The sequence below is a fragment of the Neisseria sp. genome (assembly GCF_030530745.1).
Taxonomy (GTDB): domain Bacteria; phylum Pseudomonadota; class Gammaproteobacteria; order Burkholderiales; family Neisseriaceae; genus Neisseria.
The window spans coordinates 1-12,943 of the sequence record NZ_JAUMUI010000042.1 but is presented as its reverse complement, the minus strand read 5'-3'; the positions used below and the strand labels follow the sequence as shown (position 1 = coordinate 12,943).

At 57.2% G+C, this 12,943-nt stretch carries 11 protein-coding genes and 1 pseudogene; 8 read left to right on the top strand and 4 right to left on the bottom strand.

Annotated elements, in window-relative coordinates; genetic code table 11:
• Nucleotides 1-281 (bottom strand): glutathione S-transferase N-terminal domain-containing protein (locus Q3970_RS10340; RefSeq protein ID WP_303100491.1); only part of this gene is annotated, 281 nt, incomplete at its 3' end.
• A gap of 364 nt (nucleotides 282-645) precedes the next feature.
• Between Q3970_RS10340 and Q3970_RS10335 the strand changes: the two genes are divergently transcribed.
• Nucleotides 646-1,782: a family 20 glycosylhydrolase gene (locus Q3970_RS10335; protein ID WP_303100490.1), complete on the top strand. Its 1,137-nt coding sequence runs from the start codon at nucleotides 646-648 to the stop codon at nucleotides 1,780-1,782.
• 96 nt (nucleotides 1,783-1,878) lie between these two features.
• Complete coding sequence (pepN, locus tag Q3970_RS10330) at nucleotides 1,879-4,512, top strand: aminopeptidase N (RefSeq protein ID WP_303100489.1); 2,634 nt, start codon at nucleotides 1,879-1,881, stop codon at nucleotides 4,510-4,512.
• Between the two features lie 77 nt (nucleotides 4,513-4,589).
• Here the strand turns inward: pepN and xth are convergent, their stop codons facing one another.
• Both xth and Q3970_RS10320 read right to left on the bottom strand, forming a co-directional pair.
• Nucleotides 4,590-5,360: an exodeoxyribonuclease III gene (gene xth, locus Q3970_RS10325; protein ID WP_303100488.1), complete on the bottom strand. Its 771-nt coding sequence runs from the start codon at nucleotides 5,358-5,360 to the stop codon at nucleotides 4,590-4,592.
• A 119-nt stretch (nucleotides 5,361-5,479) separates the two neighbouring features.
• Nucleotides 5,480-5,800: a helix-turn-helix transcriptional regulator gene (locus Q3970_RS10320; protein WP_303100487.1), complete on the bottom strand. Its 321-nt coding sequence runs from the start codon at nucleotides 5,798-5,800 to the stop codon at nucleotides 5,480-5,482.
• A gap of 284 nt (nucleotides 5,801-6,084) precedes the next feature.
• Here Q3970_RS10320 and Q3970_RS10315 point away from each other — a divergent pair, with 284 nt between their 5' ends.
• Nucleotides 6,085-8,133, top strand: a complete 2,049-nt coding sequence (locus Q3970_RS10315) for a M3 family metallopeptidase (protein WP_303100486.1) — start codon at nucleotides 6,085-6,087, stop codon at nucleotides 8,131-8,133.
• A 92-nt stretch (nucleotides 8,134-8,225) separates the two neighbouring features.
• Here the strand turns inward: Q3970_RS10315 and Q3970_RS10310 are convergent, their stop codons facing one another.
• Complete coding sequence (locus tag Q3970_RS10310) at nucleotides 8,226-8,870, bottom strand: hypothetical protein (RefSeq protein ID WP_303100485.1); 645 nt, start codon at nucleotides 8,868-8,870, stop codon at nucleotides 8,226-8,228.
• Nucleotides 8,871-9,267: 397 nt separating this feature from the next.
• On the opposite strand from Q3970_RS10310, the gene Q3970_RS10305 reads away from it, so the two are divergent.
• The 5 genes and pseudogenes from Q3970_RS10305 to Q3970_RS10285 form a co-directional block, all read left to right on the top strand.
• Entirely contained in the window at nucleotides 9,268-10,068 is an 801-nt protein-coding gene (locus Q3970_RS10305) for an NUDIX domain-containing protein (RefSeq protein WP_303100484.1), read from the top strand.
• Between the two features lie 13 nt (nucleotides 10,069-10,081).
• Nucleotides 10,082-10,522, top strand: a complete 441-nt coding sequence (locus tag Q3970_RS10300; RefSeq protein ID WP_303100483.1) for a hypothetical protein — start codon at nucleotides 10,082-10,084, stop codon at nucleotides 10,520-10,522.
• Between the two features lie 98 nt (nucleotides 10,523-10,620).
• Nucleotides 10,621-10,896 carry an accessory factor UbiK family protein gene (locus Q3970_RS10295; RefSeq protein WP_303100482.1) on the top strand — a complete coding sequence of 92 codons (276 nt, stop codon included), beginning with the start codon at nucleotides 10,621-10,623 and terminating at the stop codon, nucleotides 10,894-10,896.
• 26 nt (nucleotides 10,897-10,922) lie between these two features.
• Nucleotides 10,923-12,413, top strand: a complete 1,491-nt coding sequence (locus Q3970_RS10290; RefSeq protein ID WP_303100481.1) for a YifB family Mg chelatase-like AAA ATPase — start codon at nucleotides 10,923-10,925, stop codon at nucleotides 12,411-12,413.
• Nucleotides 12,414-12,526: 113 nt separating this feature from the next.
• A pseudogene (locus tag Q3970_RS10285) lies at nucleotides 12,527-12,943 on the top strand (SPOR domain-containing protein); the annotation flags it as partial.

The following is a 12,943-nucleotide window of genomic DNA, read 5'->3' as shown; positions in this document are numbered from 1 at the left end:
AGCACCAAACGGCCGCGGCCGCGCATCACCGGATCGCCGGGCATCAGCTGCGGGTGTGGGAAGCGTTCGTCGATATATTCGTTGATGATGTTGGATTCGTGCAGAATCAGGTCGCGCTCGGCCAAAACGGGCACTTGGTTGTAGGGGTTCATAACCGCCAAGTCTTCGGGTTTGTTGAAGATATCGACGTCTTTGATTTCAAAATCCATGCCTTTTTCAAACAATACGAAACGGCAGCGTTGGCTGAACGGGCAGGTGATGCCCGAATAGAGTGTCATCATAATGGTTTTGCTCCGGCTGAAAACCGCCTGAACGGTTTCAGACGGCCTGTGTTTTACAGAATCAAAAATAAGCGGGATTATAGCCGATCTGCGCTTGCCGAGCCAAGAAAATCGTTATAACAGTATGTTTTTTAAATTATTTTTACCAAAATAAGCCTAATACACAGCAAGCCACGGATAAGGGCGCGGCCGGCTTTCAGACGGCCTGCACCGCAGTTTATGCCGTACACCTAATTAAATTATTAACAAATTTAGCGTAATTTAAAAACAATATGCGTTATAAGTTCCGACCCATACCGAATGTTTAATACAGATGTTTTTCCAACCGCCCTTCTCCCGCCTCCGCCGGCTGGCCGTCGGCCTAATGCTGCTTACCTTGGCATTTCCCAACGCCGCCTGCCATGGTGAAACAAAAAAACCGCATACCAAACCCGCCCTTTCACAACAGGCAGTCAAGCAAAACGGCCTGATGCTCGACATCGCCCGCCGCTTTTATTCTGAAAACGAAATTAAGAAATACATCAATATGCTGGCCGCTTCGGGCGGGCAGTTTCTGCACCTGCATTTTTCCGACCACGAAAACTACGCGCTCGAAAGCGCCCTGCTCGGCCAAACGGTTGAAACCGCCAAACGCAGCCGCAGCGGTGTTTATACCAACCCCAAAACCGGCAAGCCGTTTCTGAGCCGCAAACAAATGCGCGCGATTATCCGCTACGCCGCCGCTAAAAACATTGAAATCGTGCCCGAAGTGGGCAGCCCCAATCATATGAACGGCATCTTCACGCTGTTAACCCGCAAACACGGCAAAGATTATGTGCGCGCGCTGAAATCGAAAATGGCCGACGACGAAATCGACATCACCCGCCCCGAGAGCGTGGCGTTTGTGAAGGCGCTGATCGACGAAACGGCCGAAACGTTCAACCGCAGCAAACATTTCCACATCGGCGGCGACGAATTCGGTTACAGCGCCGAGAGCAATCATGAATTTATCGGTTATGCCAACACGCTGGCCGCGCATCTGGCGGCCAAAGGGCTGAAAACCCGTATGTGGAACGACGGCCTGATCAACAGCACGGTCGGCAAACTGAACCGAAACATCGAAATCACTTATTGGAGCTACGACGGCGATCCTGCCGATAAAAAAACTGCTTCTGCCCGCCGTGCCATGCGCGCCTCGCTGCCCGAGCTGACCGCTAAAGGTTTTTCTGTTTTGAACTACAATTCGTATTACCTTTATTTGGTGCCCAACGGCAAACGCGACTTCGCCCACGATGCCGGCTTTTCGGCGCAAGACATCGAAAAACGCTGGCACTTGGGTGTGTGGGACGGCGAAAACCGCAGCAACGCCGCCGCCGACACGGCCAAAATCATCGGCGCCGCGCTGGCGGTGTGGGGTGAGAACACGGGCAAAATGAAAAACGAAACCATACTCCGCAACACCGCCGCCCCGCTCAAAGCCATGATGCGCAAAGCGAATGCGGCATCGGCGGCCACGCCCTGAATCCGGTTTTGCCACGGTTAGGGCCGTCTGAAAAAACCACGCAACCGTTATATAATGCCGCTTTTGCCTGCCCTAACGCGAAAGAGCATCTCTAAAATGAGCAAAACCGTACACTATTTGAAAGACTACCAAGCCCCGGCCTACCTTATTTCTGCCACCGACCTATATTTCGATATCCAAGATGCGCACACCCATGTGAAAGCGCATTTATCGGTGTTGCCGCAGCAGGCGGGCAAACCGCTGGTGCTCAACGGCTCCGCACAATTATTGTCGGTTGCCGTTAACGGCCAAGCGGCAGCAGACTACACGCTGGCCGAAGAAAAACTGGTGCTGCAAAACGTACCCGCAGAGCCGTTTACCCTCACCGTCGAAACCCTCGTCAGGCCGTCTGAAAACAAATCACTGATGGGTTTATATGAAAGCGGCGGCAACCTGTTTACCCAATGCGAGCCGGAGGGCTTCCGCAAAATCACTTTCTACCCCGACCGCCCCGACGTGATGTCGGTGTTCACCACCACCATCACCGCCGATGCCGGACGCTATCCCGTGCTGCTCTCCAACGGCAACAAAGTCGGCAGCGGCACGCTTTCAGACGGCCGCCATTGGGTGAAATGGGCCGACCCGTTTGCCAAACCCGGCTATCTGTTTGCCTTGGTGGCGGGCGATTTGAGCCTGACTCGCGACAGCTTCACCACCATGAGCGGGCGCGAAGTGGCCATTGAGTTTTACACCCGCGCCGAAGATGCGGGCAAGGTCGATTTTGCCGTTCAATCGCTCAAACACGCGATGAAATGGGACGAAACACGCTTCGACCTAGAATACGACCTCGATATCTACATGGTTGTGGCCGTGGGCGACTTCAACATGGGCGCGATGGAAAACAAGGGCCTCAATATTTTCAACACCAAATACGTGCTGGCCGACAGCCGCACCGCCACCGATGCCGACTTCGCCGCCGTCGAAAGCGTAATCGCCCACGAATATTTCCACAACTGGACGGGCAACCGCGTAACCTGCCGCGACTGGTTCCAGCTTTCGCTCAAAGAAGGCTTGACCGTGTTCCGCGATCAGGAATTTTCCGCCGACCGCATCAGCCACGCCACCTGCCGCATCGAAAACGTTGCCATGCTGCGCGCGCTCCAGTTTCCCGAAGACGCCGGCCCCACCGCCCACCCCGTCCGCCCCGCCTCATACGAAGAAATGAACAACTTCTACACCATGACCGTGTATGAAAAAGGCGCCGAAGTGGTGCGCATGTATCACACCCTGCTGGGCGAAGCAGGCTTCCAAAAAGGCATGAAGCTCTATTTCGAGCGCCACGACGGCCAAGCCGTTACCTGCGACGACTTCCGCGCCGCCATGGCCGACGCCAACGGCACCAACCTCGACCGCTTCGCCCTGTGGTACAGCCAGGCCGGCACGCCCGTGTTAGACGTAAAAGGCCGTCTGAACGGCAGCGGCGGCTACGAATTAACCGTCAAACAAACCGTGCCGCCCACACCCGACATGGCCGGAAAACAACCCATGACCATGCCGCTGAAAGTTGCCCTGTTCGATGCGGAAAACGGCCGGCAGCTTGCTTTCAGACGGCCGGGCAGCAGTGGAGAAACCACCGAAACCGTGCTGCTGCTCACCGAAGCCGAGCAAACCTTCACGCTGGAAAACGTACACCGGAACGCCGTGCCCTCGCTGCTGCGCGGCTTTTCCGCACCCGTGCACCTCAATTACCCCTACACCGACGCAGAGCTGGCCGTGCTGCTGGCCGCCGACACCGACCCCTTTGCCCGCTGGGAAGCCGGCCAAACCCTCTACCGCCGCGCCATCGCCGCCAACGAAGCCGCACTCACGCAAGGCCTGCCGCTGCCCGAACACCAGGGTCTGCTCGAAGCCGTAGAATATGTATTGAACGCAGACGGCATCGACGCCGAATTCCAAGCCATGCTGCTGGCCGTGCCCGCCGAAGCCGAACTGTGGGCGGAGCGCGACAACATCGACCCGTTGCAAGTCCACCGCGCCCGCGAAGCCCTGCTCGACTTAATCGCCACCCGCTTTAAAGCGCAATTTCTGGCACTCAACCAAAAAGCCGCCCAGGCCGAGCAACAGGCCGACCCTGCCACCCGCTACGAATACAGCCCCGAAACCGCAGGCTGGCGCACCCTGCGCAACACCTGCCGCGCCTTCGTATTGCGCGCCGACCCCGCCCACATCGACACCGTTGCCGAAAAATATGCCGAAATGGCACAAAACATGACCCACGAATGGGGCATTTTGTCGGCCGTCAACCACAACGAAAGCAACAAACGCAACGAAATGCTGGAACAGTTTGCCGAAAAATTCCGCAACGACGCGCTGGTGATGGACAAATACTTCGCCCTGATCGCCTCCAGCCGCCGCGGCGACACGCCCGCACAAGTTCAAGCGGCCTTAAACCACCCCGCCTTCAGCCTCGAAAACCCCAACAAAGCCCGTTCGCTGCTCGGCGCTTTCAGCCGCAACGTGCCGCATTTCCACGCCGAAAGCGGTGCGGGTTACGCCTTTATCGCCGACAAGGTGATGGAAATCGACCGCTTCAACCCGCAAGTGGCTTCCCGGCTGGTGCAGGCGTTCAACCTCTGCAACAAACTCGAACCGCACCGCAAAAACCTAATGCAGGCCCAATTGCAGCGGATTCAAGCCCAAAGCGGTTTATCGAAAGACGTTGCCGAAATCGTGGGCAAGATTTTGGCGTGATAAGCGTGGGGTGGTTTAAAAGCTTGAGGCCGTCTGAAAAGTTTTCAGACGGCCTTTATGATGATTCGGCGGCAAGGCTATACCGCAAACTCCGCCCACACCGGCGCATGGTCGCTGGGGCGCTCCTGCGCGCGCGCTTCAGAATCCACCTCAACGGTTTGCAGCGCATCGCGCAATGCCGGCGTAACCAAAATATGGTCGATGCGCAAACCCTGTTTGCGTTGGAACATCGCGCCGCGGTAATCCCACCAGGTGTAATACGCGCCTTCGGGGTGCAGGTGGCGCAGGCTGTCGGTCAAGCCCAAACCGAGCAGGTTGCCGAACCACGACCGCTCGGTGCCGGTGCAGTGGATTTTTTCGCGCCATTTTTCGGGGTCATAACAGTCGGCATCGGCGGGCGCGATGTTGAAATCGCCCAGCAGCACCACTTTTTCGTAACGCCCTATTTCTCCGCGCACAAATTCGGCCAGCGCGGCAAACCATTGCCGTTTGTATTCGAATTTCGGGCTGTCGGGCGCTTCGCCGTTCACACAATACACATTAATCACGCGCACGCCGCCGACGGTGGCGGCAATCACGCGCCGCTGCGGATCGTCGGGCAGCGCGGGCAGGCCGGTGTGCACGTCCTGCGGCTCTTCCCTGCTGATAATGGCCACGCCGTTATAGGTTTTCTGGCCGCTCCACACGGTGTGCCGGCCACCCATCTGAAAAACGGCGGCGGGGTATTTGTCTTGGTCGAGCTTCAGCTCCTGCAGCGCCAGCACATCGGGTTGGTGTTGTTGCAGCCAGTCCTGCACCTGCGGCAGGCGCACGTTGAGGGAATTGACATTCCAAGTAGCGATTTTCATAAACAGCCCCGGTTAATATTCAGGGCGCCGATTGTGCCACACTTCATTTTTCCCTGCACGACTGCCGAAACAAAGCCCGCCGGAAGGGCGGGCATTTTTCAGACGGCCTTGAAAACCGTTTATTCTCCGACAGCACCGGCGGTGCTTTTTTGCGTTTTGGCATCCGGCGCAAGCAAAGCATCCAGCACCGCCGACACCTGCTTCGACACCAGCCGGTATTGCAGCACGCGGTGATAGCGCGTGTAATCGACCAGCTTCCCGGCACGCAGCCGCGCCAAGTGTTTCGACACCACTGTCGGGGGCAGCGCCAAAGCGCCTGCCAGCTCGTCGATACTGCGCTCGCTCCCTTGCAGCAGTGTCAAAACCGCCAGCCGCTCGGGGTTGCCCATCAGCTTGAGCAAAACGGCGTTGTGTTCCAATTCAGATGTAGCAGCGTTCATAGCAGTAACCGTAACAAACATCAGGCACCCAATTCTATAACAACTTTTTACGGCCGAACCCGGCAACCGGGCGGATTTACGGCGAAAAACCCTCCCGTTGCCTTTAAAACTACACTCTAATAAAACATATCGTTATCGTTTTTCAGATATATTTTTTGAAATTGTGATGATTTTTATATCGGAACGTTCGGCTTAATTTATCCCGCCACGGCAAAAAAGACTTTAATATTGCGGTCATGGCGCCATATAAGGCCGTCTGAAACCGTATTTTTAAGAGGAACCCCATGAGCAACGTATTATTGAATCTGGCCGACGAGCCGCGCTATAACGAAATTCAAACCGGCGACATCCGCCCCGCCCTCGAAACCGCCATGAGCGAAGCACGCGCCGAAATTGCCGGCATCAAGGCGCAAAGCGGTGCCACATGGGAAAACACGGTGGAGCGCCTCACCGACATCACCGAGCGCGTCGGCCGCATCTGGGGCGTGGTGGCGCACCTCAATTCGGTGGTCGACACCCCCGAGCTGCGCGCCGTGTATAACGAACTGATGCCCGAAGTTACCGCGTTTTTCACCGAAATCGGCCAAGACATCGAACTTTACGAGCGCTTCAAAGCCATTAAAAACTCGCCCGGGTTCGCCAAACTCGATGCCGCCCGCCAAACCAAACTCAACCACGATTTGCGCGACTTCGTGCTCAGCGGCGCCGAGCTGCCGCCCGAACAACAGGCCGAATTTGCCGCGCTGCAAACCGAAAGCGCGCAACTGGGCGCACAATTCTCGCAAAACGTGCTCGATGCCACCGATGCGTTCGCCCTTTATTTTGAAGACAGCAGCGAACTTTCAGGTTTGCCTGAAGATTCGCTGGCCATGTTTGCCGCCGCAGCCCAAGCCGAAGGCAAAGCGGGTTATAAAATCGGCCTGCAAATGCCGCACTACATCGCCGTGATGCAGTATGCCGGCAACCGCAGCCTGCGCGAACAGATTTACCGCGCCTACGTTACCCGTGCCAGCGAACTGAGCGATGATGGCAAATTCGACAACACCGCCAATATCGGCCGCCGTTTGGAAATCGCCCTGCAAGAAGCGCAACTGCTGGGTTTCAATAATTTCGCCGAACTGTCGCTGTTCACCAAAATGGCCGACACCCCCGAACAGGTGCTCGGTTTTCTGCACGACTTGGCCGCACGCGCCAAACCGTTTGCCGAAAAAGATTTGGCCGAAGTGCAAGCGTTCGCGCGCAACAACCTCGGCATCGCCGACCCGCAGGCATGGGATCTGACCTATGCCGGCGAAAAACTGCGCGAAGCCAAATACGCCTTCAGCGAAACCGAAGTGAAAAAATATTTTCCCGCCGGCAAAGTGCTCGCCGGGCTGTTTGCCCAAATCAACCGCCTTTACGGCGTGAACTTCATCGAAAAAACCGTGCCCGTTTGGCACCCCGACGTACGCTATTTCGAGCTGGAAAAAGGCGGTTCGGTTATCGGCGGCGTGTATATGGATTTATACGCCCGCGAAGGCAAGCGCGGCGGCGCATGGATGAACGACTACCGCGGCCGCCGCCGTTTCCTGTCGGGCGCCAAAGCCGGACAGACGCAGACACCGGTTGCCTATCTGGTATGCAACTTCACCCCGCCCGTGGGCGGCAAAGAGTCGCGCCTGAGCCACGACGAAATCATCACCCTTTTCCACGAAACCGGCCACGGCCTGCACCACCTGCTCACGCAGGTCGACGAATTGGGCGTTTCCGGCATCAACGGCGTGGAATGGGACGCCGTGGAGCTGCCCAGCCAGTTTATGGAAAACTTCACTTGGGAATATGATGTTTTGGCCGAAATGTCGTCGCACGAAGACAACGGCGCCACCCTGCCGCGCGAACTGTTTAACAAAATGGTGGCCGCAAAAAACTTCCAGCGCGGTATGTTTTTAGTGCGCCAGATGGAATTCGCCCTGTTCGACATGCTGATTTACAGCCAAAGCGACAAAGGCCGTCTGAAAGAATGGCCGCAGGTTTTGGAAAACGTGCGCAAAGAAGTGGCCGTGGTACAGCCGCCCGCCTACAACCGTTTCGCCCTGAGCTTCGGCCACATCTTCGCCGGCGGCTACGCCGCAGGCTACTACAGCTACGCTTGGGCGGAAGTATTATCGGCCGACGCTTACGCCGCCTTTGAAGAAAGCGGCGACATCAAAGCCACCGGCAAACGTTTCTGGATGGAAATCCTCGCCGTGGGCGGCTCGCGCAGCGCAATGGAGTCGTTCAAAGCCTTCCGCGGCCGCGAACCGCAAATCGACGCGCTGCTGCGCCACAGCGGCTTCGATGTGGAAGCGGCTTAAGGCAGTTTTGGCAATTCTGCCGTACCGATAAGCCGTCAGGCCGTCTGAAAAATCTTTCAGACGGCCTGACGGCTTAAATCAATACCCTTCTATCACTGCCTTTCCCGCCCCAGTTTTTTAAACTCCCAAACCGATAGATCGGCATGGAAACTCAAATAATACTGTTCGCCCACGGCTTCGATGGTTGCCGTGTGCCAGAAGCGTTTGTGCTCTTTGTCGAGCAGTACATACGAAACAAAATAAGGCTCGGTAACCACGGCGTTTACCGAACGCGCCTTTTGCGACCACGCCGCCGCCACGGCCGCCGCATCGGCAAACCTTACCCGCGAGAGCGGAGTGAGTTTTTTCGGAATATCCAAACCTTCGGGCGGAATGCGCAGGGTGTCGGTGTAGCGCCAGCGGCCTTGGCTGTAAACATAGTGGTCGATTTTTTCAGGGCGGACAGGGTCTTGGATATCCGCCTCGATGCGCGGGCGCACGCCGTCGAAAAAATCGATATTGCCAAACACGTTAACCGCTTTGCCACGGAAAAGCGGCAGGTTTTTCAGCGCATCTTGCGCCGCCTGTAAAGCGGCGGCGTCTTCCAGCAGGTTACCGCGGTAACTTGCCAAAGTTTCCGCCGAAGCGGCTGCGGCAGGCGGCGCGGCCGCCACAGCTGCGGCTTCGCCCGGGCGGCAGGCGCACAGCAGCATACTTAAACATAAAGCCGACAGCGGCAGTTTGAGGCAGAAGGGCATAAAATTGATAGGGAAAATCCGGAAAACCGCATTATATAGCGGATTGACTGTTCGGGCGCTTTGCAAAACCCGTTCCGGCTGCTAACACATCCGCTTTCTACTCAAAACTTCTGTCATACTCAAAAGCATCCGTCTTACTCGGGCTTGACCCGATTATCTTTTTTTTTTTTTTCAAAAAAAACAGCAGATACTCGGATCAAACCCGGATAACGAACCTTGTTTGTTTAAATCAACCGCTGTCAAAACCCGACCGTTCCTGCCTAAAGCATCGGTGCCGTCTGAAAAATATTTCAGACGGCCTTTGCCTGCGCGGCAGCCCGCTCCCCTGCCGAAACCCATGACGGCACGCCGGCGTTTCGGTATATTTCGGCCTTAGCGTTATTTTTATGGGGTTGCAATGGAAACTTCCCGTCCTTTAATCCGCGTGGTAGCCGGTGTCGTGCTCGACAGGCAGGGCCGCTATCTGCTCAGTTCGCGCCCCGAAGGCAAGCCTTATGCGGGCTATTGGGAATTTGCGGGCGGCAAGGTCGAAGCGGGCGAAAGCGAGTTCGCCGCCTTGCAGCGCGAATTTGAAGAAGAGCTGGGCATTCATATCGAAACCGCAAGGCCGTGGCTGACGAAAATCCACGATTACGAACATGCGCGGGTACATCTGCGCTTTTGGAGGGTAGAGGCAGACGGTTGGTCGGGCAATATTCAGGCACGCGAGGGGCAGAAATGGTCGTGGCAGCGGGCGGGCGGCTTTACCGTGTCGCCCATGCTGCCCGCCAACGGCGATCTGCTGGCCGCCCTTGCCGTGCCGACACAGCTTGCAGGCCGTCTGAAAACCGGCTTTTACGGCGAAAACGGCATGGGCGGCTACCGCGTGGTGCCGTTTGCGCCGGCTGAACCGCAACACGCCAATGTGTTAATCGGCGAACCTGAACTGCGCGCGTGCGGAAAAATTCCTGCTGCGCAAAGCGTGTGGGTGGTGATTGATAAAGCCGAACAATGGCCGCTCGTGCAGGATGCCGACGTGGTGGTGTGGCGGGTGCAAAACCGCGAAGCCGCCGAAGCCGTTTGCGCGGTGCTTGAAAACGGCGTGCCGCTGCCTTTGGTGGTGCTGGCTGACGAAAGCACGGCCGCCGCCTACCGCCGCCGCTGGCTCGAAAAAGGCGCCCATGCGGTGATTGCCGACGATGAAACCGAATTTGCCTGAGGCCGTCTGAAAAATGTTGAATCTCAACCGGAAACAAGCTGTTTTGGCGGGTGTGCTGCTGTTGGTGTTTGCCGCCGTAAAAGTGGCGGCGCTGCTGTGGTGGCAGAACGGCCAACCCGAAATCACGCCCGTTGCCGAATCCGCCTGCAACGTGCACGCGGGCTGCAGGCTGCCCAACGGGGCGGAAGTGAAATTCAGCAGCCGCGTGGCCGCCAAAGAGCCGTTCGACATCACCCTGCGCAACGTGCCGCCGCAAACGGCCGAAGTGTTTGTGAGTTTTTCGATGCGCGATATGGACATGGGCTTCAACCGCTACAAGCTGCTGCACCGGGCCGACGGCTCGTGGGCCGCATCACAAATCCGTCTGCCCGTGTGCGTGCAGAACCGCCATGACTATCTGGCCGACATCCATATCGGCGGCGAAGTGTTCCAAGTAGGTTTTACGGCGGAATAAAATCAAAGGCCGTCTGAAAACGCAGCCCGTGTTTGCTTTTCAGACGGCCTGATTCGCTATACAATGCCCCGAACCCCCTATGAACAAGGAGCAGCAAAATGATCGGCAAAAAAATATTTGAAGAAGTGTCGGCAAAAGTGAGCGAAACCATCGCCAACAGCCCCGCCAAAGACGTTGAAAAAAACGTGAAAGCCCTGCTCGGCAGCGCGTTCAACCGCATGGATTTGGTTACCCGCGAAGAATTCGACATCCAGCAGCAGGTGCTGATTAAAACCCGCACCAAACTGGCCGAACTCGAAGCGCGCCTGGCCAAACTCGAAGGCGGCACCGCCGGGCCGCAGGAAGCCGCCGAAGTGCCCGAACAAACCGAATAAGGCCGTCTGAAACCGAAGACTGCCAAATGTCGTTAGCCCTTGTTTACAGCCGCGCCTTAAGCGGCATGAACGCACCGTTGGTGGAGGTGGAAGCCCATCTTGCCAACGGTCTGCCTGCGTTTAATATCGTCGGCCTGCCCGACACCGAAGTCAAAGAAAGCCGCGACCGCGTGCGCGCGGCGATTATCCAGAGCGGCTTTGAATTTCCTGCCAAAAAAATCACCGTCAACCTCGCCCCCGCCGACCTGCCCAAAGAATCCGGCCGCTTCGATCTACCGATCGCACTCGGCATACTGGCTGCCTCGGGGCAGATTATGGCCGACAAACTGGCGCAATACGAATTTGCCGGCGAATTGGCCCTATCGGGCGCACTACGCCCCGTGCGGGGTGCGCCGGCGATGGCCTGGCAGTGCATGAAAGCCGGCCGCGCCTTTATCCTGCCGCAGCAAAACGCCGGACAGGCCGCCATCATCAACGGCATCACGGTTTACGGCGCCGGCAGTTTGGGGCAGGTGGCCGCGCACCTGAACGCCGTCGAACCGTTGGCGCAAACGCAGGCCGATATGGCGCAAAGGCCGTCTGAAAACCGCAACCTGCCCGATTTGAAAGACGTGAAAGGCCAGCACACCGCACGCCTGGCTTTGGAAATCGCCGCCGCCGGCGGCCACAGCCTGCTGATGATGGGGCCGCCCGGCACGGGCAAATCCATGCTCGCCCAACGCCTTCCCTCCATTCTGCCGCCGCTAACCGACGACGAATTAATCGAAGTGTGGGCACTGCGCTCGCTGCTGCCCAACCACAGGCAGGATTTGCACAGCCACAGGCCGTTTCAAAGCCCCCACCATACTTCCAGCCCCGTGGCGGTAGTGGGCGGAAATTCCGGCCCCGGCGAAATTTCACTGGCCCACAACGGCATTTTGTTTTTAGACGAACTTCCCGAGTTCGACCGCAAGGTTCTGGAAGTATTGCGCGAACCGCTGGAAACCGGCGAAATCCATATTTCCCGTGCAGCGCACAAAGCCGTTTATCCCGCCAAATTCCAACTGGTTGCCGCCATGAACCCCTGCCCCTGCGGCTATCTCGGCCACCCCGCAAAGCCCTGCCGCTGTACACCCGAAAGCATCGCCCGCTACCGCGGCAAAATTTCCGGCCCCCTGCTCGACCGCATAGACTTAACCATTGAAGTACCCGCGCTTTCCGCCGCCGAACTGACACAACAGCAGGCCGGAGAAAGCAGTGCAGAAGTGTCGGTGCGCGTGCAGGCCGCGCGCGAGAGGCAGTATGCGCGTCAGGGCAAGGTCAATGCAGATCTGGGGGTTACGGAACTGGACGGAACCGCAATGGTCTCTAAAGAAGCACACGAAACTTTAGGCACCCTGCTCGAAAAACTCTCGCTTTCCGCCCGCAGCTACCACCGCATCATGCGGGTGGCGCGCACACTGGCCGACCTGCACGGTGACGACAACGTCGGCCGCGCCCATGTGTTACGCGCAGTAAGTTTTCGTCGGGCTTTGTAAGGTTTTTGCTTAAAGCATAAGTTGTTGCTAAAATGCGCCGTTTGGAAACTGGGGAGCAAAGCAGTTTTCAGACGGCATCACCCAATAAAAAATCAAGGTATCGTAGGTATTTTATGAGCGCGAAAAAACAGTATGGAAAAGGCCTGTCAGGCTTTATGTTGGGCTTGTTGCTGGCAACCGCAGTGATTGCCGGCGTTTTGTTCTTTTTGAACAAAAGCAATAAAGAAGCATTCAAAGAAGAAACGCAGAAAGAGCTGCCCAAACCCGAAATCCTCACACCGAAAAGCAGCGAGCCTGCCGCATCCGCACCGCCTGCCGCCGACGGCACCGCCCCTGCCGGTACGGCTTCCGACACAGACGTATTAGGCGGCTTTATCGAAGAGCAGCAAACCGCTTCCGAAACGGCAACAACTTCCGAACCGGAACCCGCCGCACCCGATGCTTCTGCAGCCGTCCCCCCAAAAACCGGAATCAAACCCAAACCCGAACAGAAACCGGCGGTGAAAAAAGCCGAACCCAAACCCGGTAAA

What these genes read in the sequence shown, in the direction of transcription:
- Q3970_RS10335 (WP_303100490.1), top strand. Translation starts at nt 646, where the DNA reads ATGCTGCTTACCTTGGCATTTCCCAACGCCGCCTGCCATGGTGAAACA.
- pepN (WP_303100489.1), top strand. Translation starts at nt 1,879, where the DNA reads ATGAGCAAAACCGTACACTATTTGAAAGACTACCAAGCCCCGGCCTAC.
- xth (WP_303100488.1), bottom strand. Translation starts at nt 5,360, where the DNA reads ATGAAAATCGCTACTTGGAATGTCAATTCCCTCAACGTGCGCCTGCCG.
- Q3970_RS10320 (WP_303100487.1), bottom strand. Translation starts at nt 5,800, where the DNA reads ATGAACGCTGCTACATCTGAATTGGAACACAACGCCGTTTTGCTCAAG.
- Q3970_RS10315 (WP_303100486.1), top strand. Translation starts at nt 6,085, where the DNA reads ATGAGCAACGTATTATTGAATCTGGCCGACGAGCCGCGCTATAACGAA.
- Q3970_RS10310 (WP_303100485.1), bottom strand. Translation starts at nt 8,870, where the DNA reads ATGCCCTTCTGCCTCAAACTGCCGCTGTCGGCTTTATGTTTAAGTATG.
- Q3970_RS10305 (WP_303100484.1), top strand. Translation starts at nt 9,268, where the DNA reads ATGGAAACTTCCCGTCCTTTAATCCGCGTGGTAGCCGGTGTCGTGCTC.
- Q3970_RS10300 (WP_303100483.1), top strand. Translation starts at nt 10,082, where the DNA reads ATGTTGAATCTCAACCGGAAACAAGCTGTTTTGGCGGGTGTGCTGCTG.
- Q3970_RS10295 (WP_303100482.1), top strand. Translation starts at nt 10,621, where the DNA reads ATGATCGGCAAAAAAATATTTGAAGAAGTGTCGGCAAAAGTGAGCGAA.
- Q3970_RS10290 (WP_303100481.1), top strand. Translation starts at nt 10,923, where the DNA reads ATGTCGTTAGCCCTTGTTTACAGCCGCGCCTTAAGCGGCATGAACGCA.